24 protein-coding genes and 1 tRNA gene are annotated in these 24,866 nt (G+C 61.1%); 14 read left to right on the top strand and 11 right to left on the bottom strand.

Features of this window, described 5'->3' with window-relative positions; all coding sequences use genetic code 11:
• Positions 1 to 92 precede the first annotated feature (92 nt).
• Positions 93 to 1,313 carry a DesA family fatty acid desaturase gene (locus tag WG899_RS03010; protein WP_339594124.1) on the top strand — a complete coding sequence of 407 codons (1,221 nt, stop codon included), beginning with the start codon at positions 93 to 95 and terminating at the stop codon, positions 1,311 to 1,313.
• A 355-nt stretch (positions 1,314 to 1,668) separates the two neighbouring features.
• Here WG899_RS03010 and rpmG read toward each other — a convergent pair whose 3' ends face one another.
• The 3 genes from rpmG to trxB all read right to left on the bottom strand — a co-directional run bounded on the left by rpmG (position 1,669) and on the right by trxB (position 3,379).
• A complete protein-coding gene (rpmG, locus tag WG899_RS03005) occupies positions 1,669 to 1,836 on the bottom strand; it encodes a 50S ribosomal protein L33 (protein WP_263532261.1) in 168 nt (55 codons plus the stop codon).
• A gap of 29 nt (positions 1,837 to 1,865) precedes the next feature.
• Positions 1,866 to 2,099, bottom strand: coding sequence for a 50S ribosomal protein L28 (gene rpmB, locus WG899_RS03000; RefSeq protein WP_263540172.1), 234 nt, complete (start codon positions 2,097 to 2,099; stop codon positions 1,866 to 1,868).
• Between the two features lie 320 nt (positions 2,100 to 2,419).
• Positions 2,420 to 3,379, bottom strand: a complete 960-nt coding sequence (gene trxB / locus WG899_RS02995) for a thioredoxin-disulfide reductase (RefSeq protein ID WP_339594123.1) — start codon at positions 3,377 to 3,379, stop codon at positions 2,420 to 2,422.
• Positions 3,380 to 3,547: 168 nt separating this feature from the next.
• On the opposite strand from trxB, the gene WG899_RS02990 reads away from it, so the two are divergent.
• The 8 genes from WG899_RS02990 (at position 3,548) to WG899_RS02955 (ending at position 12,598) form a co-directional block, all read left to right on the top strand.
• Positions 3,548 to 4,213: a Crp/Fnr family transcriptional regulator gene (locus tag WG899_RS02990; protein ID WP_263540174.1), complete on the top strand. Its 666-nt coding sequence runs from the start codon at positions 3,548 to 3,550 to the stop codon at positions 4,211 to 4,213.
• A gap of 123 nt (positions 4,214 to 4,336) precedes the next feature.
• Positions 4,337 to 6,709, top strand: coding sequence for a DNA translocase FtsK (locus tag WG899_RS02985; protein WP_339594122.1), 2,373 nt, complete (start codon positions 4,337 to 4,339; stop codon positions 6,707 to 6,709).
• Positions 6,710 to 6,715: 6 nt separating this feature from the next.
• Positions 6,716 to 7,333 (top strand): outer membrane lipoprotein periplasmic chaperone LolA, encoded by a 618-nt coding sequence (gene lolA / locus WG899_RS02980; protein ID WP_339594121.1) that lies wholly within the window; start codon positions 6,716 to 6,718, stop codon positions 7,331 to 7,333.
• A 26-nt stretch (positions 7,334 to 7,359) separates the two neighbouring features.
• Positions 7,360 to 8,703 (top strand): replication-associated recombination protein A, encoded by a 1,344-nt coding sequence (locus WG899_RS02975; RefSeq protein ID WP_339594120.1) that lies wholly within the window; start codon positions 7,360 to 7,362, stop codon positions 8,701 to 8,703.
• 317 nt (positions 8,704 to 9,020) lie between these two features.
• Positions 9,021 to 9,944: a branched-chain amino acid ABC transporter permease gene (locus WG899_RS02970; RefSeq protein WP_339594119.1), complete on the top strand. Its 924-nt coding sequence runs from the start codon at positions 9,021 to 9,023 to the stop codon at positions 9,942 to 9,944.
• 28 nt (positions 9,945 to 9,972) lie between these two features.
• The gene (locus tag WG899_RS02965; RefSeq protein ID WP_339594118.1) at positions 9,973 to 11,064 is read left to right on the top strand and encodes a branched-chain amino acid ABC transporter permease; all 1,092 of its coding nucleotides are present in this window, start codon (positions 9,973 to 9,975) and stop codon (positions 11,062 to 11,064) included.
• A gap of 19 nt (positions 11,065 to 11,083) precedes the next feature.
• Complete coding sequence (locus WG899_RS02960) at positions 11,084 to 11,866, top strand: ABC transporter ATP-binding protein (RefSeq protein WP_339594117.1); 783 nt, start codon at positions 11,084 to 11,086, stop codon at positions 11,864 to 11,866.
• 12 nt (positions 11,867 to 11,878) lie between these two features.
• Positions 11,879 to 12,598, top strand: coding sequence for an ABC transporter ATP-binding protein (locus WG899_RS02955; RefSeq protein ID WP_339594116.1), 720 nt, complete (start codon positions 11,879 to 11,881; stop codon positions 12,596 to 12,598).
• A gap of 102 nt (positions 12,599 to 12,700) precedes the next feature.
• Here the strand turns inward: WG899_RS02955 and WG899_RS02950 are convergent, their stop codons facing one another.
• The 3 genes from WG899_RS02950 to WG899_RS02940 all read right to left on the bottom strand — a co-directional run bounded on the left by WG899_RS02950 (position 12,701) and on the right by WG899_RS02940 (position 15,744).
• On the bottom strand, positions 12,701 to 13,807 hold the full coding sequence (locus WG899_RS02950) for a Leu/Phe/Val dehydrogenase (RefSeq protein WP_339594115.1): 1,107 nt from the start codon (positions 13,805 to 13,807) through the stop codon (positions 12,701 to 12,703).
• A gap of 130 nt (positions 13,808 to 13,937) precedes the next feature.
• Positions 13,938 to 14,666: a 2OG-Fe dioxygenase family protein gene (locus tag WG899_RS02945; RefSeq protein WP_339594114.1), complete on the bottom strand. Its 729-nt coding sequence runs from the start codon at positions 14,664 to 14,666 to the stop codon at positions 13,938 to 13,940.
• A gap of 40 nt (positions 14,667 to 14,706) precedes the next feature.
• Positions 14,707 to 15,744, bottom strand: coding sequence for a CDP-6-deoxy-delta-3,4-glucoseen reductase (locus WG899_RS02940; RefSeq protein ID WP_339594113.1), 1,038 nt, complete (start codon positions 15,742 to 15,744; stop codon positions 14,707 to 14,709).
• A 99-nt stretch (positions 15,745 to 15,843) separates the two neighbouring features.
• Between WG899_RS02940 and WG899_RS02935 the strand changes: the two genes are divergently transcribed.
• Positions 15,844 to 16,776 (top strand): SDR family oxidoreductase, encoded by a 933-nt coding sequence (locus WG899_RS02935; protein ID WP_339594112.1) that lies wholly within the window; start codon positions 15,844 to 15,846, stop codon positions 16,774 to 16,776.
• Positions 16,777 to 16,792: 16 nt separating this feature from the next.
• On the opposite strand, the gene WG899_RS02930 is transcribed toward WG899_RS02935, so the two are convergent.
• Both WG899_RS02930 and WG899_RS02925 read right to left on the bottom strand, forming a co-directional pair.
• A complete protein-coding gene (locus WG899_RS02930; protein ID WP_339594111.1) occupies positions 16,793 to 17,371 on the bottom strand; it encodes a rhomboid family intramembrane serine protease in 579 nt (192 codons plus the stop codon).
• A gap of 295 nt (positions 17,372 to 17,666) precedes the next feature.
• Positions 17,667 to 17,751: transfer RNA gene (locus WG899_RS02925), tRNA-Leu, on the bottom strand.
• A 98-nt stretch (positions 17,752 to 17,849) separates the two neighbouring features.
• On the opposite strand from WG899_RS02925, the gene cysM reads away from it, so the two are divergent.
• The 3 genes from cysM (at position 17,850) to WG899_RS02910 (ending at position 19,628) form a co-directional block, all read left to right on the top strand.
• Positions 17,850 to 18,779 (top strand): cysteine synthase CysM, encoded by a 930-nt coding sequence (cysM, locus tag WG899_RS02920; RefSeq protein WP_339594110.1) that lies wholly within the window; start codon positions 17,850 to 17,852, stop codon positions 18,777 to 18,779.
• On the top strand, positions 18,776 to 19,318 hold the full coding sequence (locus tag WG899_RS02915) for an NUDIX domain-containing protein (protein ID WP_339594109.1): 543 nt from the start codon (positions 18,776 to 18,778) through the stop codon (positions 19,316 to 19,318). Before cysM ends, WG899_RS02915 begins: the two co-directional genes overlap by 4 nt.
• 82 nt (positions 19,319 to 19,400) lie before the next feature.
• Entirely contained in the window at positions 19,401 to 19,628 is a 228-nt protein-coding gene (locus WG899_RS02910) for a sulfurtransferase TusA family protein (RefSeq protein WP_339594108.1), read from the top strand.
• A 100-nt stretch (positions 19,629 to 19,728) separates the two neighbouring features.
• Here WG899_RS02910 and galU read toward each other — a convergent pair whose 3' ends face one another.
• The gene (gene galU / locus WG899_RS02905) at positions 19,729 to 20,613 is read right to left on the bottom strand and encodes a UTP--glucose-1-phosphate uridylyltransferase GalU (RefSeq protein ID WP_339594107.1); all 885 of its coding nucleotides are present in this window, start codon (positions 20,611 to 20,613) and stop codon (positions 19,729 to 19,731) included.
• Between the two features lie 84 nt (positions 20,614 to 20,697).
• On the opposite strand from galU, the gene WG899_RS02900 reads away from it, so the two are divergent.
• The gene (locus tag WG899_RS02900) at positions 20,698 to 21,675 is read left to right on the top strand and encodes an NAD(P)-dependent oxidoreductase (RefSeq protein WP_339594106.1); all 978 of its coding nucleotides are present in this window, start codon (positions 20,698 to 20,700) and stop codon (positions 21,673 to 21,675) included.
• On the opposite strand, the gene WG899_RS02895 is transcribed toward WG899_RS02900, so the two are convergent.
• Together WG899_RS02895 and WG899_RS02890 are read right to left on the bottom strand one after the other, a co-directional pair.
• A complete protein-coding gene (locus WG899_RS02895; protein WP_339594105.1) occupies positions 21,623 to 24,466 on the bottom strand; it encodes a valine--tRNA ligase in 2,844 nt (947 codons plus the stop codon). The genes WG899_RS02900 and WG899_RS02895 overlap by 53 nt on opposite strands.
• A gap of 177 nt (positions 24,467 to 24,643) precedes the next feature.
• Positions 24,644 to 24,859, bottom strand: coding sequence for a hypothetical protein (locus WG899_RS02890; RefSeq protein WP_339594104.1), 216 nt, complete (start codon positions 24,857 to 24,859; stop codon positions 24,644 to 24,646).
• Between the last annotated feature and the right edge of the window lie 7 nt (positions 24,860 to 24,866).

Raw genomic sequence — 24,866 nt, 5'->3', positions numbered from 1 at the left:
GCTTGCGGCTTCTGTAAATTAGGGGGTGTCGCCTACAATCGGGCGACTTATTCCATTTTGGTGCTCAATCGTTTGGGCAGGGTTAGGAACTGATGAACTTCTTGATGACGATACATGATGCCGTGGTGCAGTGGCTGGCCAACGGACTGCTGGATGCGTCCGCATGGCAGATGGTGGCCTATACCCTGGTCATTACGCACTTCACCATTTTGGCGGTGACGATCTTCTTGCACCGTGCGCAAGCGCACCGTGCGCTGGATCTGGGCCCCATTCCCTCGCATTTCTTCCGACTGTGCCTGTGGTTGACCACCGGCATGGTGACCAAGGAATTCGTGGCCGTGCACCGCAAGCACCACGCCAAGTGCGAGACCGAAGAAGATCCGCACAGCCCGCAGACCCGCGGTTTGAAGGCCTTGCTGCTGACCGGCGTTGAGCTCTACCGCGCCGAAGCCAAGAACGCCGAGACCATCAAGAAGTACGGTCTGGGTACGCCCGACGATTGGATTGAGCGCAATCTCTACACCCGCTACAGCTGGCAAGGTGTGGGCCTGATGCTCATCATCAACCTGGCCTTGTTTGGCGCAATCGGCGCCACGATTTGGGCGATTCAGATGGTGTGGATTCCGGTCTGGGCCACCGGCGTGATCAACGGTCTCGGCCACTGGTGGGGTTATCGTAATTTCGAGGCACCTGATGCATCGACCAATGTGTCGCCCTGGGGTATCTTGATTGGTGGCGAAGAGTTGCACAACAACCATCACACCTATCCAACTTCGGCCAAGTTCTCGGTCAAGCCTTATGAGTTTGATATCGGCTGGGGCTATATCCGTGCTTTCGAAATACTGGGCTGGGCCAAAGTTCGCAAGACTGCGCCAAAGCTGCGCCATGGCGAGATCAAGCAGGCCGATAAAGACACGCTGGAAGCGGTGATCGCCAATCGCTACGAGGTGATGGCCAGTTACGGCCGTGGCCTGAAGTTGGCTTGCGCGGCCGAGTTGGCCAAGTTGAAGGCCCAGGGTCAGGAGCAAAGCGCGCAGTGGGCACAGTTCAAGTCCGCCAGCCGCTGGCTGCATCGCGATGAGGCTCGCATTCCTCAAGCGGTGTTGACGCAAATCGCTACGCTGCGTGCAGCCAGCCCGTCGCTTGATCAATTGGTGGTGATGCGCGAAGAGTTGCGCCAGTTGTGGACGCGCACCAATGTGTCGGCTGAACAGCTGGTGGCTGATCTGCAGGCTTGGTGCCGCCGTGCCGAGGAAAGCGGCATTGCCGAGTTGCGTAACTTCTCGATGAGCTTGCGTGCTGCCCGCGTGTAAGGGCTAGCGAAAGTCTGTATCTGCGCCCCGTGTGAGCGCGGTCTAAATAAGGCGCCTGATCAGGGCGCCTTTTTCTTTGCCCGTACTTTTTTAGCCCGTACATCAGCGTGGTTGAAGGTGGACTTGCCTTGCCACTGCTGAGGCTCTTGAGTCCTGCTGCTGATGGAGTTGCGGCCCTTGCAGTGATGTTTAGACAGGCGAGCGGGCCACGAGCGCATGGCGGAACGGTGTTGATTGACTCAAATGTCCGTGGCTGGTGAGCCTCACTGACATGCATTTGAAATAGCCATGAAAAAACCCCGGCAGCTTGCGCTGGCGGGGTTTTTTAGACTCCGGCCCTAAGGTCGGTGCTGACTTATCTCAGCTTGGTCTCTTTGTACAGAACATGCTTACGAGCCTTGGGGTCGAATTTCATGAATTCGAGCTTGCCGGTCGTGGTCTTCTTGTTCTTGTCGGTGGTGTAGAAGTGACCCGTACCTGCGGTCGACTCCAACTTGATCTTTTCGCGTGCGCCTTTGGCCATGATTGTGCTCCTTCAGTCTCAGTTCTAGATCAGAGCTCGCCCTTGGCGCGCAGATCGGCGACGACCTGGTCGATACCGACCTTGTCGATCAAACGCAGTGCAGCATTGCTGATGCGCAGGCGGATCCAGCGGTTCTCTGACTCCAGGAAAAAGCGGCGGTACTGCAGATTCGGCAGAAAGCGACGCTTGGTTTTGTTATTGGCGTGAGAAACATTGTTTCCCACCATGGGCTTCTTGCCCGTGACTTGACAGACGCGTGCCATTGACGCTTCTCCTGTTTGAATTGATGACCGATTGCCTCGGCAGGTGTTCTGGCTAATCACTAAAAAGAATAGCTAAAACCCAGAGGCAATCATTTGACCGCTTTATGCAAGCTAAACCCAAGGAATCACTTCCCTAGGGCGCGGTCCATCCAGCAAGCAAGCCGAGGAGTATAGCCGATTTTCAGGCTAGGTGCCAGGGCTACATAGAAACCAACCCTGCACGGGATCGCAGGCGCCAAAACGTCAGGCGCGCGCAATGCAAATCGCGCGGTGCTGAATCCTGATCCTCTAATGGGGCAGGATTCAGCCATAGTGCTGGTTCAGCCCTGCTCTTGCTCGAGGAAGCGCTGCGCGTCCAGGGCGGCCATGCAGCCAGTTCCGGCGCTGGTGATGGCTTGGCGGTAGATGTGATCTTGCACATCACCGGCTGCGAAGACTCCGGGCACGCTGGTCATGGTGGCAAAACCGTTCGAGCCGCTGCGGGTCAGGATGTAGCCATCCTTCATTTCCAACTGGCTCTTGAAAATGTCGGTGTTGGGCTGGTGACCGATGGCAATGAAGCAGCCGTGCAGGGTCAGGTCTTGCGTGCTGCCGTCATGGGTGCTCTTGATGCGCACGCCGGTCACGCCGCTTTGATCACCCAAGACTTCGTCCAAGGTGTTCCACAGGTGCAGGACCACATTGCCCGACTCGGCCTTGGCCATCAGCTTATCGATCAGGATGGGCTCGGCGCGGAACTTGTCGCGGCGGTGGATCACATGCACCTTGCTGGCGATGTTGCTCAGGTACAGCGCTTCTTCGACAGCAGTGTTGCCGCCGCCGACCACGCAGACCTCTTGGCCGCGGTAGAAAAAGCCGTCACAAGTAGCGCAGGCGCTGACGCCGCGGCCGGAGAAGGCTTCTTCAGAGGGCAGGCCCAGGTATTTGGCCGAGGCGCCGGTGGCGATGATCAGGGCGTCGCAGGTGTAGGTTGCGCTGTCTCCCTTGAGGGTGAAGGGGCGCTGCGAGAAGTCCACCGCATTGATGTGGTCGAAGACGATTTGGGTTTGGAAGCGCTCGGCGTGCTTTTGAAAACGTTCCATCAACTCGGGCCCTTGCACGCCCATCACATCGGCCGGCCAGTTGTCGACTTCGGTGGTGGTCATCAATTGGCCGCCTTGCGCCATGCCGGTCAGCAACGTGGGCTTCAGGTTGGCGCGGGCCGCATAAATGGCGGCGGTATAGCCGGCCGGGCCCGAGCCCAGAATCAGCAGCGAATGGTGTTGTGTGGCTTGGTTCATGACGGAAATATGAGGTTAGGGTGGCCTTAATCAAGAAGACTGGCTGGTTTTATCCGGCCTAGACCCTATTTGAAAGCAGGCCTGAGTTGGCACAATGCGCCCATTCTAGGCATCGCCACACACAGATGATGGCCTGCCAAATCAAACCTTAGTCAATGGAGGCTGTTTATGGCGATGCTGTCCAATCTGGACCTGATCCGCAGGGTGCCCTTGTTTTCCTTGCTCACCACCGATCAGGCGCAGTCCATTGCGGACAGCGTGGTCAAACGGCGTTTCAAGCGCGGCGAGCTGATCGTCGAGCAGGGCACCAAGTCGAATGCATTGTTCATCTTGCTGAACGGCCGGGCACGCGTGCTGACGGCAGATACACGCGGCCGGGAAGTGATTCTGGCGGTGCTGCAGCCCGGTGACTATGTCGGTGAAATGAGCCTGATCGACCATGAGCCTCATTCGGCCACCGTCCGCGCCGAGGTCCAGACCGATATGTTGGTGCTGGGTCGCAATGAATTCGCACGTTGCCTGCCGGAAAGCAGCAGCCTGTCTTATGCGATTTTGCGTGGCTTGGTGGCGCGCCTGCGCAATGCTGACCGCCAGATCGAGTCGCTGGCCCTGCTGGATGTGTACGGTCGTGTGGCCCGCACGCTGCTGGATATGTCCGAGGACGAAAAGGGTCTGAAGATCATCCGCGGCAAGGTGTCTCGTCAAGACATGGCCAAGGTGGTCGGCGCTTCGCGTGAGATGGTCAGCCGTGTGATGAAGGACCTGGAGGAGCGCGGCGTGATCGAGACGCTGGAAAACGGCTCTGTGGTCATCAAGGAGCGTTTCCCCGGCTGAAGCCGGTCGGCAGTGATCTGCCGGTCCATGTCAGTGGACCTTGAGCGCTAAGCTCTCAAGGTCGCATGAGTTTTGGCTGGTCTGATGCATCAGAGGGGTGGGCTCATCGGTCACAATGGCGGCATGAGTTTTCCCCTGGCATCCCTGCTGCGCGGCGACGAGTCCGGCGCAAGCGACAAAGTCTATAAGCGTCAAGGCAAAAAGGCGGCCCCGCCGCCGCCCGCCAAACACAACCCCTTGCGTACGCCGATTTGGCTCTTGCTGGGCGGTTTGTTGTGGTGTCTGGTCGTCTTGGCCTTGTTGACGCACGATCGGGGCGATGCGGCCTTCTCGATTTCCGGTGGCCGCGAACTCTATGGCAACCGCTTCGGTGCGGTCGGTGCCTGGATTTCCGATCTGCTCTTGTTTGGCTTTGGCTATTCCGCTTGGTGGCTGCTCTTGGTCGGCCTGCGCTCCTGGTTGAGCAGTTTGGCGGGTTTGTTGCGTGCCGACGCCGAGCCGCCCCGTGCGCCGGCCAACGCTCGGTCTACAGCCTTGTGCCTCTTGGGCGTGGTCTTGCTGATGTGCGCCAGCTGCTCGTTGGAGTGGAGTCGGCTCTATCTTTGGGAAGCCCGGCTGCCCGGCCATGCCGGTGGCGTACTCGGTTACTCACTCGGCCCCTGGGGCATGCGGGTCTTCGGCTTTGCCGGTTCCGGCGTGGTCAGCATTGTGTTGGCCCTGTTGGGGGCATCGCTGGCCTTGAATTTCTCATGGCTGAAGCTGGCCGAACAACTCGGCAGCCGGATTGATCGCTTGCGGGAGCGGCAACTTGAGCGTCGCGAAATCGCCGAGGATCAACGTGTCGGCGAGCAAGCGGTGCAGGAGCGTTTGCACGAGCATGTGGTGGAGGTTGAGCGCCAAGAAGTGGCGGAACATGTGCCGATCGTGATCGAGGCTCCCGTCTTCGAGGTGCCCAAGTCGACGCGTGTGGCCAAGGAGCGCCAGTCCACCTTGTTTGCCGACGCCAGCGATACCAAGCTGCCCCAGGTCGATTTGTTGGATTCCGCGCCGGTGCAGGTGGTCTCGGTCACGCCCGAGTCGCTGGAAATGACATCGCGCATGATCGAGAAGAAATTGCGCGACTTTGGCGTTGAGGTGCGGGTGGTGGCGGCTTCGCCCGGCCCGGTCATCACACGCTATGAGATCGAGCCGGCCACCGGCGTCAAGGGCTCTCAGATCGTCGGCCTGGCCAAGGATCTGGCGCGTTCCTTGAGTCTGGTGTCGATTCGCGTCGTGGAGACGATCCCAGGCAAGAACTTCATGGCCTTGGAGTTGCCGAACGCGCGCCGCCAGACCATCCGCTTGTCCGAGATCTTGGGCTCGCAGGTCTACGCCGATGCGCCATCGCAGCTGACCATGGGCTTGGGCAAGGACATCGTCGGCCTGCCGGTGGTGGCCGATCTGGCCAAGATGCCGCACTGCTTGGTGGCGGGTACGACCGGTTCAGGTAAATCGGTCGGTATCAACGCGATGATTCTGTCCTTGCTCTACAAGGCCGAGGCGCGCGATGTGCGGCTGATCCTGATCGACCCCAAGATGCTGGAAATGAGTGTCTACGAAGGCATCCCGCATCTGCTGGCGCCGGTGGTGACAGACATGAAGCAGGCCTCGAATGCGCTGAATTGGTGTGTTGGCGAGATGGAGCGCCGCTACAAGCTGATGAGCAAGATGGGCGTGCGCAATCTGGCTGGCTACAACAAGAAGATCGATGAGGCGCATGAGCGCGGCGAGAGCATGCCGAATCCGTTCAGCTTGACGCCCGAGGCTCCCGAGCCGCTGGATCGCTTGCCCTTTATCGTTGTGGTGATCGATGAGCTGGCTGACCTGATGATGGTGGTCGGCAAGAAGATCGAAGAGCTGATTGCTCGCCTGGCGCAGAAAGCGCGGGCCGCCGGCATCCACCTGATTCTGGCCACCCAGCGTCCCTCGGTTGACGTGATCACAGGTCTGATCAAGGCCAATATCCCGACCCGCCTGTCCTTCCAGGTCAGTTCCAAGATCGACAGCCGCACCATCCTTGACCAGATGGGGGCCGAGGCGCTGCTGGGCATGGGTGACATGCTCTATATGCCCTCGGGCACCGGCCTGCCGATCCGCGTGCACGGCGCCTTTGTCAGTGACGACGAGGTTCACCGGGTCGTGACCTATCTGAAGGAGCAGGGCGGCGAGCCCAACTACATCGAAGGCATTCTGGAGGGTGGCGTGCTCGACGGCGATGGCGGCGGCGAAGGCGGCGGAGCCGGTGGTGGAGATGGCGAGGCCGACCCCATGTATGACCAGGCCGTGGCCATCGTCCTGCAGCATCGCCGTGCGTCGATCTCCTTGGTGCAGCGCCATTTGCGGATTGGCTACAACCGAGCTGCACGCCTGCTGGAGCAGATGGAAAAGTCGGGTCTGGTGTCCAGCATGGGCAGCAATGGCAACCGCGACCTGCTGCTGCCCAAGCGTGAGGAATAAATAGCCATGAAGATGCGTTTCAAGATGGGTTTGATGGCGGCCTTGCTGAGCCTGCTGGGGCAGGCGCAGGCCGATGCCGTCGCTGCTTTGCGCGACTTTGTGCGTGAAGTGAAGGGCGCTCGAGCGCAGTTCAGCCAGACGGTGTATGCGCCCGATGGCGTGCGCAAAAAGAGCTCGTCGGGTAGCTTTGAGTTTCAGCGGCCGAACCAATTTCGGTTCGCTTACACCAAGCCTTTTGAGCAACTGATTGTTGGCGATGGGCAGAAGGTCTGGATCTTTGATGCCGACTTGAACCAGGCCAGCTCGCGCCGCATGAGCCAGGCGCTCGGGGCCACGCCTGCCGCATTGTTGGCCGGTGGCAATCTGGAGCGGGACTTCACCCTCAAGGGCTTGAGTGCCGAGGGCGGCCTCGATTGGGTGCAGGCGCTGCCCCGTCAGACCGAAGCGGGCGTGCAATCCTTGAAGGTCGGATTCAAGGGTCGTGAATTGGCGGCGCTGGAGATCATCGACGGCTTTGGTCAGCGTTCGCGGCTGGAGTTCACCGGCCTGGTCACGAATCCGACGCTGAGCGCGGATCGTTTCAAATTCGTGTTGCCGGCCGGGGCGGATCTGATTGAGCAGTAGTTTGTTTGCGTGTGAGCCACAGCGCCATGGCTGATTTATTTGCCCAAGAACCGGTGGCGCCGCTGGCTGAGGCGCTGCGCCCGAAAAATCTGGATGAGGTGGTCGGGCAATCTCATTTGCTGGGGGAGGGCAAGCCGTTGCGCCTAGCTTTCCGGTCCGGCAAAGCGCATTCGATGATCTTCTGGGGGCCACCCGGGGTCGGCAAGACCACGTTGGCGCGCTTGACGGCGCATGCGTTTGGGAGTGAGTTCATTGCGCTGTCGGCCGTATTTTCGGGGGTCAAGGACATCCGTACGGCGATGGAGCAGGCGCAGCAATACCTGTCGCAGGGCAAGCACACGATCTTGTTCGTGGACGAAATCCATCGCTTCAACAAGGCGCAGCAGGATGCCTTGTTGCCGCATGTGGAATCGGGCTTGTTCACTTTCATCGGCGCCACCACAGAGAACCCATCCTTCGAAGTCAACTCGGCGCTGTTGTCTCGCGCACAGGTCTATGTGCTGAAGTCGCTGAGCGAAGCCGAGCTCAAGCTGCTGCTGAAGCGGGCGCAGGCTGAGGCGATTGCGCATCTGCAGTTTGATGAGCCCGCCATCGACACCCTCGTGGGCTATGCCGATGGCGATGCTCGGCGTTTCTTGAATCTGCTGGAGCAGTGCAACACCGCCGCGGGCGCCGCTGGCCGGGTCAAGATTGATGCCGAGTTCATCAGCAATGCCTTGAGCCTCAACGCCCGCCGTTTCGACAAGGGCGGGGACAATTTCTACGACCAGATTTCGGCGCTGCACAAATCGGTCAGAGGCTCCAACCCTGATGGCGCCTTGTATTGGTTGTGTCGCATGCTGGATGGTGGCGCCGACCCGCGCTATTTGTCGCGCCGCATCGTGCGCATGGCTTGGGAGGATATTGGCTTGGCCGATCCGCGCGCGATGCAGATCGCCAATGATGCGGCCCTGACTTTTGAGCGCTTGGGCAGCCCCGAGGGAGAGTTAGCCTTGGGCCAGGCGGTGATTTATCTGGCGGTCGCGGCCAAGAGCAATGCCGGCTACAAGGCCTATAACGCCGCGCGCGCCTTTGTGAAGCAAGACAAGAGTCGGGAGGTGCCCGTCCATCTGCGTAACGCGCCAACCAAGCTGATGAAGGAATTGGGCTATGGGCATGAGTACCGTTGCGCCCATGATGAGCCCCACGGCTATGCGGCCGCGGAAAGCTATTTGCCCGATGACATGGGGGAACCGGGCTGGTATCAGCCAGTGCCGCGTGGCTTGGAACTGAAGATCGCAGAGAAGCTGAAGTTTCTGCGCCAGCTGGATGCAGATGCGGCCACTGCGGCTGACTCGGACGTTGGTGGCCAGGGTTCCGCAAAGGATTGACCGCTGCGCGCAAGGAAAAAAGTCAGCGGATTTCAGCGTTCGGAGTGTTGCGTAGCGGGATTGGCTTGGCACCCTTTTGGCCTGCCGGCGCTACGGGTAAACACTCTCGAAGCGCAGGCGAAAGCCCCTCCTACAATCTGCCTCAGCCTGCAGGACAAGAGGGCCGCTTGGCAGCTGCAAGAAGGCAAACAAGAAGGCCTGCCGATTTCGCGGTAGGCTTTTTTTTCGGCTTTGCGTCGCGCCAGCCCTGGCCTCAAACCTGCACAATGAAAAGGTGACTGGTGTACCCCGCCAGTTCGCCCAACCGGAGACGCTTCATGGAAACCTTTTTCCAGCAAATCATCAACGGGCTCGTGCTCGGCAGCATGTATGCGCTGGTGGCGCTGGGCTACACGATGGTGTACGGCATCATCAACCTGATCAACTTCGCGCACGGCGAGATCTTGATGGTAGGCGCCCTGGTCAGCTGGACGGTCGTCAGCGCCTTGGCTGATAGCGGCCTGCCAGGCTGGCTGTTGATGCTGATTGCCTTGGCCTGCGCTGTCGTCGTCTGCGTGACCTTGAATTTCCTGGTCGAGAAAATCGCCTACCGTCCGCTGCGCAACGCGCCGCGCTTGGCGCCGCTGATCACCGCCATGGGCATGTCGCTGCTCTTGCAGACCTTGGCCATGATCATCTGGAAGCCGAACCCGAAGCCGTTCCCGCTGCTGCTGCCGACCACGCCGATCGACCTGGGCGGCCCGGTGATCACGGTCACGCAATGCGTGATCTTGGGCTCCACGGTGATGATCTTGGCCACGCTGATGTGGCTGGTCAATCACACCAAGCTGGGTCGCGCCATGCGTGCTACCGCCGAAAACCCACGGGTTGCGGGACTGATGGGTGTGAAGCCTGACTTCATCATCTCCACGACCTTTGTTATTGGCGCGGCTCTGGCCGCCGTGGCCGGCCTGATGTGGGCCGCTAACTACGGCACCGTGCAGCACACCATGGGTTTTATGCCTGGCTTGAAAGCCTTCACCGCGGCTGTGTTGGGCGGCATCGGCAATCTGGCCGGCGCCATGGTGGGCGGTATCTTGTTGGGGCTGATTGAAGCGATCGGAGCCGGCTATTTGGGTGAGCTGACGGGCGGCATCTTGGGCAGCCATTACGCCGACATCTTTGCTTTTGTGGCATTGATTCTGGTGCTGACCTTGCGGCCTTCGGGCTTGCTGGGCGAGCGTGTCGCTGATCGTGCTTGATTGCGCCTGATCGTCCAAGGAGACTGATATGCAACAACAGCAAAACAAACTCTTCGTGTTTCTGCTCGCCGCGCTGGGCCTTTTGGTTGTGCCCTTGATTGCGCAGCAGTTCGGTAACGGTCCGGTTCGCATCATCGACCTGGCGCTGCTTTATGTGATGTTGGCCCTGGGTCTGAACATCGTGGTCGGCTACGCGGGCCTGTTGGACCTGGGTTATGTGGCCTTCTACGCGGTGGGCTCCTACATGTTTGCGCTCTTGGCCAGCCCGCATTTGAGCGAAAACTTCGAGGCTATTCGCAATGCCTTCCCCGATGGTTTGCATTCGCCCATCTGGTTGGTGATTCCTTTGGGGGCTGGACTGGCGGGTTTTTTCGGCGTGATGTTGGGCGCCCCAACGCTGAAACTGCGCGGAGACTATTTGGCCATCGTGACCTTGGGCTTTGGTGAAATCATCCGGGTGTTTTTGAATAATTTGGAGTACCCGGCCAACATCACCAATGGCCCGCGCGGCATTGGTCAGATCGACTCCCTGCATTTCTTCGGCCTCAATCTGGGCAAGGGCGTTGAAGTGCTGGGCTTCAAGCTGCCTTCGGTGACGCTGTACTACTACCTCTTCCTGGTACTGGTGGTGTTCAGTGTGATCATCTGCTATCGCCTTGAGAACAGCCGCATCGGCCGTGCCTGGATGGCCATTCGCGAGGATGAGATCGCAGCCAAGGCAATGGGCATCAACACCCGCAATATGAAGCTGCTGGCCTTCGGCATGGGCGCCACCTTTGGCGGCGTCGCGGGCTCCATGTTCGCGTCCTTCCAGGGCTTTGTGTCGCCGGAGTCCTTCAGCCTGCAGGAGTCGGTGATGATTGTGGCGATGGTGGTGTTGGGCGGTATTGGTCACATTCCTGGTGTGATCTTGGGCGCGCTGCTGTTGTCCGCCTTGCCTGAGGTACTGCGTTATGTCGCCGGGCCGCTGCAAGAGATGACGGGTGGCCGCTTGGATGCGTCCATCTTGCGTCAGCTGCTGGTGGCGCTGGCCATGATCGGCATCATGCTGGTGCGCCCGCGCGGCCTGTGGCCGTCGCCCGAGCATGGCAAGGCTGCCCCACAGCCGGTCGCCAAGTGAAACGCAAGGAGCGCATGAAATGAGCGAACAAGAAGTCATCCTGAAGGTCGCCGGGGTCTCCAAGCGTTTTGGCGGCCTGCAAGCGCTGTCTGACGTCGGCATCCAAATCAACAAGGGTCAGGTCTATGGCCTGATCGGCCCCAACGGCGCCGGCAAGACCACCTTTTTCAACGTCATCACCGGGCTTTACACCCCGGACGCAGGAACTTTTGAGCTCGGTGGCGCGCCCTATGCGCCGACCGCCGTGCATGAGGTGGCCAAGACGGGCATCGCGCGAACCTTCCAAAATATCCGCTTGTTCGCCGAGATGACGGCGCTAGAGAACGTGATGGTCGGCCGCCACATCCGTACGGGCTCTGGCCTTCTGGGCGCAGTGTTCCGCACCCCTGGCTTCAAGGCTGAGGAAGCGGCAATCGCCAAGCGCGCGCAGGAATTGCTGGACTATGTGGGCATCGGCAAATACGCCGAATACAAGGCTCGCACACTCAGCTACGGCGATCAGCGCCGCCTGGAGATCGCCCGCGCTTTGGCCACCGACCCCAAGCTGATTGCCTTGGACGAGCCCGCCGCCGGCATGAACGCTACTGAGAAAGTGGTGCTGCGCGAGTTGATCGACCGCATCCGCAAAGACGGCCGTACCATCTTGCTGATCGAGCACGACGTCAAGCTAGTGATGGGCTTGTGCGACCGGGTCACGGTGTTGGACTACGGCAAGCAAATCGCCGAAGGCACGCCGTATGACGTGCAACGTAATGAAAAGGTGATCGAGGCCTATTTGGGCGCGGGCCACACCAATCACTGAAAGATCAATCTCATGTCAGCAACAACATTGCTTCAGGTCAGTGGACTCAAGGTGGCTTATGGCGGCATTCAAGCCGTCAAGGGCGTGAGCTTCGAGGTTCGTCAGGGTGAGTTGGTCAGCCTGATTGGCGCCAATGGTGCCGGCAAGACCACCACCTTGAAGGCCGTCACCGGCATCCAGCCGGTGGCCGAAGGTGATATCCAATTCATGGGCAAATCGATCAAGGGTCAGGGCGCCTGGGACTTGGTCAAACAGGGCCTGGTGATGGTACCGGAAGGGCGGGGTACCTTCACCCGCATGACCATCACCGAGAACCTGCTGATGGGGGCCTATATCCGCAATGACAAGGCGCAAATCGAGGCCGACATCGAAAAGGTGTTCAGCATCTTCCCGCGCCTGAAAGAGCGTCGCGCGCAACTCGCCGGCACGATGTCGGGCGGCGAGCAGCAGATGTTGGCCATGGGCCGTGCCCTGATGACTCAGCCCAAGGTCTTGCTGTTGGATGAGCCGTCGATGGGCTTGTCGCCCATCATGGTGGACAAGATCTTCGAGGTGGTGAATGACATCCACAGCCAGGGGGTGACGATCTTGCTGGTCGAGCAAAACGCCAGTCGGGCGCTGCAGATCGCCAGCCGTGGCTATGTGATGGAGTCCGGCGAAGTCACGATGACCGGTGAGGGCAAGGCCTTGCTGAACGATCCGAAGGTCCGGGCGGCCTATCTGGGCGAGTGATGGCGGTGCCGAGTCGCGGCAGCATCGGATGCAAAAAAGGGCGCCTGTGGCGCCCTTTTTCATGGGCTCGCGGGATCAGCGAGCCCAGGCTTGAGCACAAACTCAGGCCGGCTTGACCAGCTTGGAACGGGCCCAGTCGTCGGCCACACGGCCCGGCGTGGTGCCGGCCGACTTGACGCGCTCCAGCAGCTCGGCGACGCGCTCGCCAATGCGGCTGACCTCGGTCATCACGGCCGATTCTTCGCCCTCGTTGCGGTACTCACGCGCCACGCTGATGATGCCGCCGGCGTTTACCAGATAGTCGGGCAAATAGCAGATGCCACGTTGCTGCAGGGCGTCGCCGTCTTCCACGGTGGCCAATTGGTTGTTGGCGGCGCCGGCGATCAGCTGGGCACGGATGCCAGGAATGCTGTGTGCATTCAGCGATGCGCCCAGGGCGCAAGGCGCCAGCACGTCCACATCGGCGCTCAGGATGGCATCAATGCCCACCGCTTGCGCACCGAGTTGCTCTTGTGCGCGAGCCACCTTGGCGGCGTCCACATCGGCCACCACCAGCTTGGCGCCGGCCTTGTGCAGGAACTCGGCCAGATGCCAACCCACCGCACCGAGACCCTGCAGGGCCACGCGCACGCCGGCCAGCGAGTCGCGCTTCAGTTGCAGGCGCACGCCGGCTTCGATCGAAACAAACACGCCCCAGGCCGTCTTCGGGCTGGGGTCGCCACCAAACGCGCCAGCGCGCGGGATGCCGCTGACGAATTGGGTCTCGGCCTGCATGCCCAGCATGTCGGCGGTAGTGGTGCCCACGTCTTCGGCGGTGATGTAAGCGCCGTTCAATGACTGCACCGCGCGGCCAAAGGCTGCGAACAGAGCGGGGCGATCAAAGTTGCCGGCCGGCTTGATGATGACGGCCTTGCCGCCACCGAAAGGCAGGTCGGCCAAGGCGTTCTTCAGGCTCATGCCTTGCGACAGGCGCAGAGCGTCGTTCAGGCCGGCCAATTCGTTGTCGTAGGTCCAGAGGCGGCAGCCGCCGAAGGCCGGGCCACGGGCGGTGCTATGCACGGCCAGGATGCCCTTCAGGCCGGTCTGCTCGTCGGCAACCAGCAGCACGCGCTCATGCGGGGCTTGGCCGGGCAGACCGAACAAAGAGGAGGGGATGGATGACGCAGGGGCGGCCGAGATGGCGCGGGCGAGATCGGAGATCGCATTCATATTTGGCTTGCACTCGTGATGCTGAGGAAAGGGCATTGCGCCCATGGAATCGGCCGCTTTTGGCGGCCGAGTCAGCAAGTGTAAAGGCCGCAGCGGCGCTTAGCCAAGCCTGATGCGGGACTGAGTCGTTTCAAAGTGCCTGAAATGCATCGCGGCGCAAGGTCACGACCAGGGTGTCGCGGTGCCCGTGTTCGCCGGCGGGCTGGATCGGCGTGGTCTCGTGGATGACACGCTCGTCGTCCAGCAGCAGCAAGGTCCAGGGCTGGCTGAGCGTGAAGCGCTGGCCGTTCGGCCCTTGGGCATCGAAGACCCGCGATTCGCCGCCCTTGATGCCTTGGCGGCCGAGCAGAAATACGGCCACCAAATCGACGCCGTCCCGGTGCGCACCCTCGGGGGTGGGGCGGCCGATGCCGTCGGTGGTGTCGATGCGGAACTGGTGCGCCTCGATGAACCAGGCTCGCTCGCCCTTGAGCCTAGAGGTAATGCCGGCCAAGCCCAGCATCAGCTTGGTCCAGGCAGGCTGTGCCACGGCGGCCTTGGCCATCGGCTCAAACCAGCGCTCGATGCCGCCATGCAAGGCGTTGTAGTCGAGAGGTTGCCAATGTGCGCGGTGTGGGGCCTGGGTCAAGCTTTGACCTTCGGCCACAAAGCAACTGTGGCGGCGATAGCGGTAGCGGCCGCCGTCGCGCAGATAAGCGTCGGGTGGCAGGTCGTCCCAAAACGGCAGCAGAGGCGCCAATTCGGTGCTGCTGCAGCCCAGTGCTGCGGGCAGGCTGCTGGGCGCGATCACGCTATGGCCGGTGGCCTTGAGTTGCGCCTCGAATTGCTCGGCGGAGTCGTATGGGGGTTCAAAGATCAAGACCTGGCCCTCGGCGATGGCGGGTGTTGTAGGGGCGGCCTCAGCCGCCGTGTTTGTCGGCTTCGGAGGTGAAGGAGTCGGCGTAAAACTCATCGGCCGGCAGGCTGCAGCGGGCGACGAAATCGGCCTTGGCCGAATCCACCATCACCGGCGCGCCGCAGGCATAGACCTGGTGGCCGGACAGGTCCGGCAGGTCGGCCATCACCACCTGGTGGACAAAGCCGGTGCGGCCGGACCAGCCGTCTTCGGCCTTGGGTTCCGACAAGACCGGCACATAGCGCAACCAGGGCGACGCGGCGGCGGCTTGTTGCGCCCAGTCGCCAATATACAGATCAGCCTTGCTGCGGCAACCCCAGTACAAGGTGGTGGGTCGGGCCAGGCCGAGATGCTGCATGCGCTCGATGATGGCCTTGATTGGCGCAAAGCCGGTGCCGCTGGCCAGCAGCACTACAGGTTTGTCGCTGTCCTCGCGTAGGAAGAAGCTGCCAAAAGGGCCTTCCATGCGCAAGATGTCTTTTTCTTTCATGGCGCCAAACACATGGTCGGTGAACTTGCCGCCGGGCATGTGGCGGATGTGCAATTCCACAGCCGGTGGCGTGCCCAAGTTGTGCGGTGCATTGGCCATGCTGTAGCTGCGGCGCGCGCCATCGCGCAGGATGAATTCAACGTACTGGCCAGCGTGGAACTGGAAGTTCTGCGTGGCCGGCAGTTGCAGGCGCAGCACCGCCACATCGTGGCTGGCTTTCTCAATGCTGATGACGCGGCTGGGTAGTTTCAGCACCGGAAATTCCCCGGCGCCCGGCACCGTGCGTGCCTCCAACGTGCAGTCGGTTTGCGGGGTGGCGCAGCAGGTCAACACGAAGCCGGCCGACTCTTCTTCTGCCGTCAAGGTTTTGGCTTGATGGGCGCCATGGATCACTCGTCCATCCAACAGCTTGCTCTTGCATGAGCCACAGGCTCCGTCTTTGCAGCCATAGGGCAGGCCAATGCCACCCCGGATGGCCGCGCTGAGCAGGGTTTCATCGCGCTCGACGGAAAACACACGGCCGCTGGGTTGGACAGTAATCTGAAAGTTCATGTGGCAAGGAGATTCGAGAGTGGCGTGGCGTCTAGACAGCAGAGCGGCCCGGGAATGCCGGGCCGTACACTGATCGCTCATTTTGCCTGAGCTTGTCACATGTCTTTGATTCCCTCTTCGCGGCCCCGCTTGGGTACGACCGCGCCTCGTCTCCCGCGTGCCGGTAAACCGCGCTTGCTGATTGTGGGTTGTGGGGACGTGGGGATGAGGGTGCTGGGTCTGCTGGCCGGGCGCTGGCAGGTGATGGCACTGACATCAAGCCCGGAGCGCATTCAAGTATTGCGGTCAGCGGGCGCTGTGCCTCTTCTCGGGGATTTGGATCGACCGCAGACCTTGCGCCGGGTGGCGGGATGGGCGGACGCGGTCCTGCATCTGGCGCCACCTAACCCGCAAGGGAGCCGGGATCTGCGCACTCAAAACTTGCTGCGAGTGTTGGCGCGCGCGGTACCGCCCAGGCGCATCGTGTACGCCAGTACCACCGGCGTCTATGGCAACTGCGACGGCGCTCGTTTTGATGAGTCGAGGTCGGTAGCGCCGGCGACCGATCGTGCGCGCCGCCGCGTGGATGCCGAGCGGGCATTGCGTCACTTTGGTGCGGCCTTCGCGGTGAGCGTAAGCATCTTGCGCGTGCCCGGCATCTACGCTTCCGACCGGGTCGGCGGCCATCCGCGCGAGCGCTTGGCGCGCGGCGCTCCGGTGTTGAATCGGGCGGACGATGTGTTCACCAATCACATCCATGCCGACGACTTGGCGCGCGCCTGCGTTTTAGCCTTGTACCGGGGGGCGCCCCAGCGTGTGCTCCATGTCTGTGATGACAGTGAAATGCTGATGGGGGATTACTTTGATCTGGCGGCGGATCTGTGTGGGCTGGCTCGCCCGCAGCGGGTAGATCGGCAACAGGCGAGTGCCGTGATGACGCCGATGCAGTTGAGCTTTATGGCCGAGTCGCGCCGCCTGATCAATCGGCGTTTGAAGCAGGAACTGCGGCTGCGGCTTCGTTACCCTCAGCCGCAACAAGGCCTGCTGGCCTGAGCGGCTAAGGGGGGCATTAACGCCGCCGCGCGGTGCGCCAGTAGCGGATCAGCAAGTAGGCGCCAAGCATGCCGCCCAGGTGAGCGAAGTGGGCTACGCCGCTGTTATTGTTCATGCCCAACAGCAACTCCAAGGTGCCGAAAATGGCCACGAAATACTTGGCCTTCATAGGGATAGGGGGGAACAGCGGCACGATGATGCGGTCGGGAAATAGCATCCCAAAAGACAGCAGCAAACCGAACAAGGCGCCGGAGGCGCCAACAGTGGGTGCCGATGAGTTGGACAAATAGGTCACGATCAACTGCACCACAGCGGCGCTGAGCGTGCTGGCGATCAGGATGTGGGTGTAGCGCTTGGCGCCCCAGACGCGCTCCAGCTCCGAGCCGAACATCCACAAGCCCAGCATATTGAAAAACAGATGCAACTCGCTGCCGTGCAAGAAGGCATAGCTGATGGGTTGCCATGGCAGAAAGTAGCCTGTCTGCAGTGGCCATAACTCAAACCATGGGCGCAGCCCCGGCACCAAGTAGAACAGGCAATACAGGCCAACGCAGGCCAGCATAAAAGCTTTGGTAACCGATGGGATCGGGGGCATGTCTATCGATGCTTTCTAGATGCCGCAAGGGTGTGCAGAACGACCAAGCACCGTTGCAAAAAGCTGAGTGTAAACGCAGGGTGAAGGCCGGCATTTGACGGCGGGGCGCAAGTCGCAAGTCTGTGCATTGCCGCACGAATTGGCTGGCATTGCGTCTCGCGGCATGGGTACAGGCGAAAAAAAACCACCTCTAGGGGTGGTCTTCGATCGACAAACCTCAGCGCGGCTGGGCTTGTCCGAAACATTGCTATTTCGCTTTTCAACTTTGATCTACCTGCCACCATAGTTTGAGCTATGGTGCCCGAGGCCGGACTCGAACCGGCACACCTTGCGGCGGGGGATTTTGAGTCCCCTGCGTCTACCAATTCCGCCACCCGGGCTGGGTGCTTGGAGGTATCTCGCTGCTGAAGCCCACGATTATGCCATGAAATTTTCGGGTTTGGAAACAACTTTTGAATTTAACGCCACAATGTTCGTCATGAGCACAAACAAGCCCCCCCGCAAGAAGCAATATCAAAGTCTAGAAGACGTGATCGGCAATACGCCCTTGGTGCGTCTGCAGCGCTTGTTGACACCGGAGATGCTCGACAGGGGCAACACCGTGTTGGCCAAATTGGAAGGCAACAATCCCGCAGGTTCGGTCAAAGACAGGCCGGCCATCAGCATGATCCGTCGTGCCGAAGAACGCGGCGACATCAAGCCGGGTGACACCTTGATCGAGGCGACTTCAGGCAACACTGGCATTGCCTTGGCGATGGCTGCTGCCATTCGCGGCTATCGCATGGTGTTGATCATGCCGGAGGATCTGTCGATCGAGCGGGCGCAGACCATGAAGGCCTTTGGGGCCGAGTTGATCCTGACGCCACGTTCCGGCGGCATGGAATACGCGCGTGATCTGGCCGAACAGATGCAGCGTGAGGGCAAGGGCCTGGTGCTGGATCAGTTTGCCAATGCCGACAATCCACGCATCCATTTCGAGACGACCGGCCCCGAGTTGTGGCGAGACACCGAAGGTCAGATCAGTCATTTCGTTAGTGCCATGGGCACCACCGGCACCATCACCGGCACCTCGCGCTACCTGAAGGAACAGAACGCAGCGATCCGTGTCATCGGGGCTCAGCCGGCCGAGGGTTCCCGCATCCCAGGTATTCGGAAGTGGCCCGAGGCTTATTTGCCAAAGATTTACCGCCCGGAGGCGGTCGATGAACTGGTGTTGGTCAGCCAGGTTGATGCGGAAGATATGGCGCGTCGGCTGGCCCGTGAGGAGGGTTTGTTTGCCGGCATCTCGGCCGCTGGCGCTTGCTGGGTGGCCTTGCAAATGGCGCGCCAGGTGGAAAACGCCACCATCGTGTTTGTGGTGTGTGATCGTGGCGATCGCTATCTTTCAACCGGTGTGTTCCCTGCATGAGTGACTTGTCCGCGAGCACGGCCTACCGTTTCTGCCCGCTGTGTGCGGCGGAGTTGGCTTGGCTGGAGCGCGCGGAAGATGGCGGGCCCAAAAGCCGCCTGCGTTGCCCCCGTTGCGACTTCACGCATTGGAACAATCCCACACCGGTGTTGGCCGCGGTCGTTGAATGCGCCGATCGCGATGGTGCTGTTCTGCTGGCACGAAACTCGGCTTGGGCCCAGTCCTTCTTTGGTCTGATCACCGGCTTCATGGAGGCCGGTGAGACGCCAGAAGAGGGGATTCGGCGTGAGGTCAAAGAGGAAACCGGCTTGCAGGTGGATGCGGTGTCCTTGCTCGGTGTTTGGGATTTTCAGCGCATGAATCAAGTCATCGTGGCCTACCACGTACTTGCGCGAGGGCCGATTGTTTTGTCACCGGAGTTGTTGGAGTGCCGGCTCATCGCGCCCGAGAAATTGCGCTGCTGGCGGGCTGGTACCGGACAGGCGTTGGCCACTTGGCTGAGGTCGAAGGGCATCGAGCCTCAGTGGCTAGAGAATTGAACGTACTGTTTGAGTTGGGGGCTAGGGCGCAGAGTCCGCCCTAGCGTGGCCCTAGAATCGAGCCGATCAAAGGAAAAAGACCATGGATGTTCACAAAGAACTCGATACGCGCGGCCTCAATTGCCCGCTACCCATTCTGAAGGCCAAGAAGGCGCTGGCCGATATGGAAAGCGGCCAGCTGTTGAAGGTGGTGGCCACCGACCCCGGCTCTACGCGAGACTTTCAAGCCTTCGCGCGCCAGACCGGCAATGAGTTGGTCGAGCAGCGCAGTGAGGCAGATGAGTTCATTCATGTGCTGAAGCGGCGCTGAGTCATCTCGGAGATCGGCTCTTCCGCCATGAAAAAAGGCCACGCGAATGCGTGGCCTTTTGCTTGCGGTCTTGCAGCCTTGCGGGCTAGCAACTGGCTTTTTAAATGTCGACCGTGCGCAGGTATTCGCGGAAACCTGCGCCCAATTGTGGGTGGGCCAGCGCCAGTTCCACATTGGCCTCGAGAAAACCTTCCTTGCTGCCGCAGTCGTAGCGCTTGCCTTCATAGCGGAAAGCGAAGACCTTTTCGCGGCGCAGCAGTCCGGCGATGCCATCGGTCAGTTGAATCTCACCGCCAACACCACGCGGTTGATTGGCAATTTCATGGAAAACGCCGGGGGTCAGGATGTAGCGACCGGCCACCGCCAGGCGCGACGGCGCATCCTCCGGTGCCGGTTTCTCAACGATGCGGCTGACGTCCATCATGCGGTCATTGATCACTGTGCCCGCCACGATGCCGTAGCGCTTGGTGTGTTCGGCCGGCACTTCTTGAACGGCCAGGATCGACGCGCGCCATTCGGCGAACTGCTCCACCATCTGCTTCAGAACCGGCGGCTTTCCGACCATCAAGTCGTCCGCCAGCAAGACCGCAAAGGGTTCATTGCCAACCAGCCGCTGGCCGCACAGCACGGCATGGCCTAAGCCCAGTGCTTGGGCCTGCCGCACATAGATACATTCCATATCGGCCGGCTTGACGCTGCGCACGACGTCCAGCAGTTCCTGCTTACCCGCCTGTTCGAGGGCTACCTCCAACTCGAAAGTCATGTCAAAGTGATCCTCGATCGGGCGCTTGTGGCGACCGGTCACAAAGATCATTTCTCTCACCCCGGCGGCGTAAGCCTCCTCAACCGCGTACTGGATCAAGGGCTTGTCCACCACCGGCATCATTTCCTTGGGTTGCGCTTTGGTGGCGGGCAAAAAACGAGTGCCCAGGCCGGCGACCGGGAAGATGGCCTTGGTGATCGAACCGGCAGCATTTTTTGTCATAACCGTACACTCTCCTGTTGACTGGCGCGCATTGTTGCATGCGATGTTTGCGCGCGAACCTCGATTACAACATCGCTAAATGACATGAGTCTGTTGATTCTTGAACCGCTTGAGACCGATGTCATGCAATGGCTGTCGGAGCGCAATACTGTGCGTTTCGCGCCGGAGCTTGTTGGCGAAACGACACAGCTGCATCAGGCCCTGCACCAGACCCGAGCCTTGATCGTGCCGCCCAGTGTGGCCGTGGATGCTGCCCTGCTGCGCGCCGCGCCGCGCCTGCGCGTGGTCGGTCGCATGAGTGCCGGTGGCGAGAACATCGATCTGGAGGCCTGCCGCGCCGCCCGTGTCGAGGTGGTGCGCAGCCTGACGGCGACTGCCAGTGCCGAGGCCGAATTTGCGATTGGCGCCTTGCTGTCTTTGCTGCGGCGTGTGCCGGTACTGGCCAGCGATGGTTTGATGGTCGGGCGCGAGTTGGGCTGTTCCACCGTGGGCCTGATTGGCATGACGCCGGCCTCGCGCATGCTGGCGCAGTTGTTGCCCGTGTTTGGCACCCGGGTGGTCGGTTATGACCCTAGCTTGCATCAAAGCGACCCGCTCTGGGCGCAATGGGGCATTGAGCCACTGCCTCTGCGTGAATTGATGGAGCAGAGCGACGGTGTTTGTGTGCAGCTGGCCTTCTTCCCGCGTTATCGGGGTTTGATTGGTGAGCGCGTGCTGAGTTTTGCCAAGCAAGATCAGGTCTTGGTCAGCATTGCCCACTCGGCCGTGTTCGACGCCGTGGCCTTGGCGGAGGCCTTGAACAGCGGCCGCATTCTGGCCGCTTGGTTCGACAGCATGGAGCCGGGGCTGCAAGAGCCCGGCTGCGTGCTCCACGGCGTGCCCTCGCTGCAGCTGACGCCGCGCTTGGCCAGCACGACGCGTGAGTCACGCACGCGCGCCGCCTGGGGCGTGGCGCGGCGTATCGACGAGTTGCTGGCGGCGCCGCCGGAGCCGGCGGCGGATTTCAGAATCAGCGGGCCAGGCGAGCTGCCTGATCCCGTAGCCGAGAGGCGGTGGCGCTGAAATCGCTCAGGCGCTGACGCTCCTGTTCGACCACGGCTGCCGGCGCGCGGGCCACAAAGCCTTCGTTGCCCAACTTGGCTTCGATCTTGGCGACTTCGCCTTCCAGACGCGCAATTTCCTTGTTCAAGCGCGCGGTTTCGGCTGCCACGTCGATCTCCACATGCAGGGCCAGACGAGCATCGCCATGCACCAGCACCGGTGAGGTGGCGCTGGCTTCGTTGAAGGCCGCCTCGTCCGCAATGATCTGCACCTCGCTCAGCTTGGCCAGCGTCTTCAGCAGCGCGGCGGCCTCGGCGATGAAGCCGGTGTCGCCGCCGACCAAGAGTGGCACGCGGGTGGATGGTGAAAGATTCATCTCGCTGCGCAGGCTGCGGCAGGTGCCGACCACGGCCTTCAGGCTGTCCACCCAAGCGATGGCCTTCTCGTCGATGCGCTCCGGCTGGGCGATCGGGTAGCTGGCGTTGACCAGATAGTCGGTCGACTTGCGGCCGGCGATCGGGGCCACGGTCTGCCACAGCTCTTCGGTGATGAAGGGGGCGATCGGGTGCAGCAGGCGCAGAATGGTCTCCAGCACGCGGATCAGGGTGCGGCGCGTGGCGCGCTGCTGAGCTTCATTGCCGTTCTGGATTTGCACCTTGGCAATTTCCAGATACCAGTCGCAGTACTCGTCCCAAACGAAGGAGTAGATGGCCGTGGCCACATGGTCAAGGCGGTACTCGGCAAAACCTTGGGCGATGGTCAGCTCGGTTTTTTGCAGTGCGCTGCTGATCCAGCGATCTGCCAGGCTGAAGTCCAGATAGCCATGGGCCGCGCCGCCGGGCGCGCATTGCTCCTTGCTGTGCTCCATCAGGCCGCAGTCTTGGCCCTCGGTGTTCATCAGCACAAAGCGGGTGGCATTCCAGAGTTTGTTGCAGAAATTGCGATAGCCCTCGCAGCGCTTGCTGTCGAAGTTGATGCTGCGGCCCAGCGAGGCCAGCGAAGCGAAGGTGAAGCGCAGGGCATCGGCGCCGAAGCCTGGGATGCCTTCCGGGAATTCCTTCTCGGTCGCCTTGCGCACCTTGGGTGCCGTCTCGGGGCGACGCAGGCCGGTGGTGCGCTTGTCCAGCAGGGGGCCGAGCTCGATGCCGTCGATCAGATCGACCGGGTCCAGCACATTGCCTTCGCTCTTGCTCATCTTCTGGCCTTGCGAATCGCGCACCAGGCCGTGGATGTAGACATGCTTGAAGGGCACTTTGCCGGTGAAGTGCTTGGTCATCATGATCATCCGGGCGACCCAGAAGAAGATGATGTCGTAACCCGTCACCAGCACGGAGCTGGGCAGGAACAGGTCTTGCTCCTTGGTCTGCTCGGGCCAGCCCAAGGTTGAGAAGGGCACCAGAGCCGAGGAATACCAGGTGTCCAGCACGTCTTCATCGCGCGTCAGCTCGCCGGTGTAGCCAGCCGCAGTGGCTTTGGCTCGTGCTTCTTCTTCGTTATGCGCAACAAAGAGCTCGCCGCCCGAGCCATACCAGGCCGGGATCTGATGGCCCCACCAGAGCTGGCGCGAGATGCACCAGTCATTGATATTGCCCATCCAGTGGTTGTAGGTGTTGACCCACTGCTCGGGGAAGAATTTCACATCGCCTGAGGCCACTGCCTCGACCGCGCCTGCGGCGATGCTCTTGCCTTGCTTGCCGGGCTTGTTCATGGCGACAAACCATTGGTCGGTCAGCATGGGCTCGATCACCTGGCCGGTGCGCTCGCAGCGCGGCACCATCAGCTTGTGCTTTTTGACCTCAACCAGGAAGCCTTGCGCTTCCAGATCTGCAACGACCTTTTTGCGCGCCACAAAGCGGTCCAGGCCGCGGTAGGCCTCGGGCGCTTCGTCGTTGATCTTGGCGTCCAGCGTCAGCACGCAAATCATCGGCAAGTTGTGGCGCTGGCCGACTGCATAGTCATTGGTGTCGTGCGCGGGCGTGACCTTGACCACGCCGGTACCAAAGGCCCGGTCCACATAATCGTCAGCAATCACCGGAATCGTGCGGTTGCACAAGGGCAGGGTGACTTGCTTGCCGATCAGCGCGGCATAACGCTCATCTTCCGGGTGCACCATCACGGCCACGTCGCCCAGCATGGTCTCGGGGCGGGTGGTGGCCACGGTGATGTCGCCGCTGCCATCGGCCAGCGGATAACGGATATGCCAGAGGAAGCCGTCTTCCTCTTCGCTGGCCACTTCAAGGTCAGACACAGCCGACTTCAGCACCGGGTCCCAGTTCACCAGGCGCTTGCCACGGTAGATCAGGCCTTCGTCAAACAACTGAACGAAAGTGTCAGTCACCACGCGCGAGAGCTTCTCGTCCATGGTGAAGTACTCATGCTCCCAGGACACGCTGTCGCCCATGCGGCGCATCTGGCGTGTGATGGTGTCGCCGGATTCTTGCTTCCATTCCCAGATGCGGGCGACGAAGTTTTTACGGCCCAGGTCGTGGCGGGTCTTCTGGCCTTCCACGCCCTTGTCGGCCAATTGCCGCTCCACCACGATCTGGGTGGCGATGCCGGCGTGGTCGGTGCCTGGGATCCACAAGGTGTTGTGGCCCAGCATGCGGTGGTAGCGCGTCAACGAGTCCATGATGGTCTGGTTGAAGGCGTGACCCATGTGCAGGGTGCCGGTCACATTGGGCGGAGGCAGTTGAATGCAGAAGGACTCGCGGCTGGCGTCCAGCGTGGGCTTGTACAGACCCTTGCTTTCCCACAAAGGGCCCCAGTGGGCTTCAAGGGCGGCGGGCTCAAACGATTTGGCGAGTTCGGTCATATCGGGCTGTTTGCTCGGCAGTGAGGCCAAGCAGCGGAGTTCATGGGGGAATGGGCCTGGATTGTAGGCGGCCGACGAGGTCGAGCTTGCCCATCGCGCGTTGATCAGTTAAGGCGCACGGCACAAATGATGCTGGGAATTGCAGGGGCGCCATGCAGGCGCCAGAGCGGGCCTCGATCAAGCGTCAGGAAGCAGGGCGGCCATCAAGTGGCCGGCCCAGGAGTTGCGCGGCTCGAAGCGGGCTTCGCAGGGCACCATGGAATTGCGTCCCGCAGGATCCAAGGTGCACAGCCCAATGGCCAGCGCATGACGTTCGCTTTCCACGCGAATCAGCGCACAAGTGGCCGCAAGCAAGGCGAGCGCCAAAGCCGCGATGGCCATAGTTTTCAGCATGAGGGGG

Source organism: Paucibacter hankyongi (assembly GCF_037482915.1).
GTDB lineage: Bacteria > Pseudomonadota > Gammaproteobacteria > Burkholderiales > Burkholderiaceae_C > Paucibacter_A > Paucibacter_A hankyongi.
This window is presented reverse-complemented; position numbering and strand designations above follow the sequence as displayed.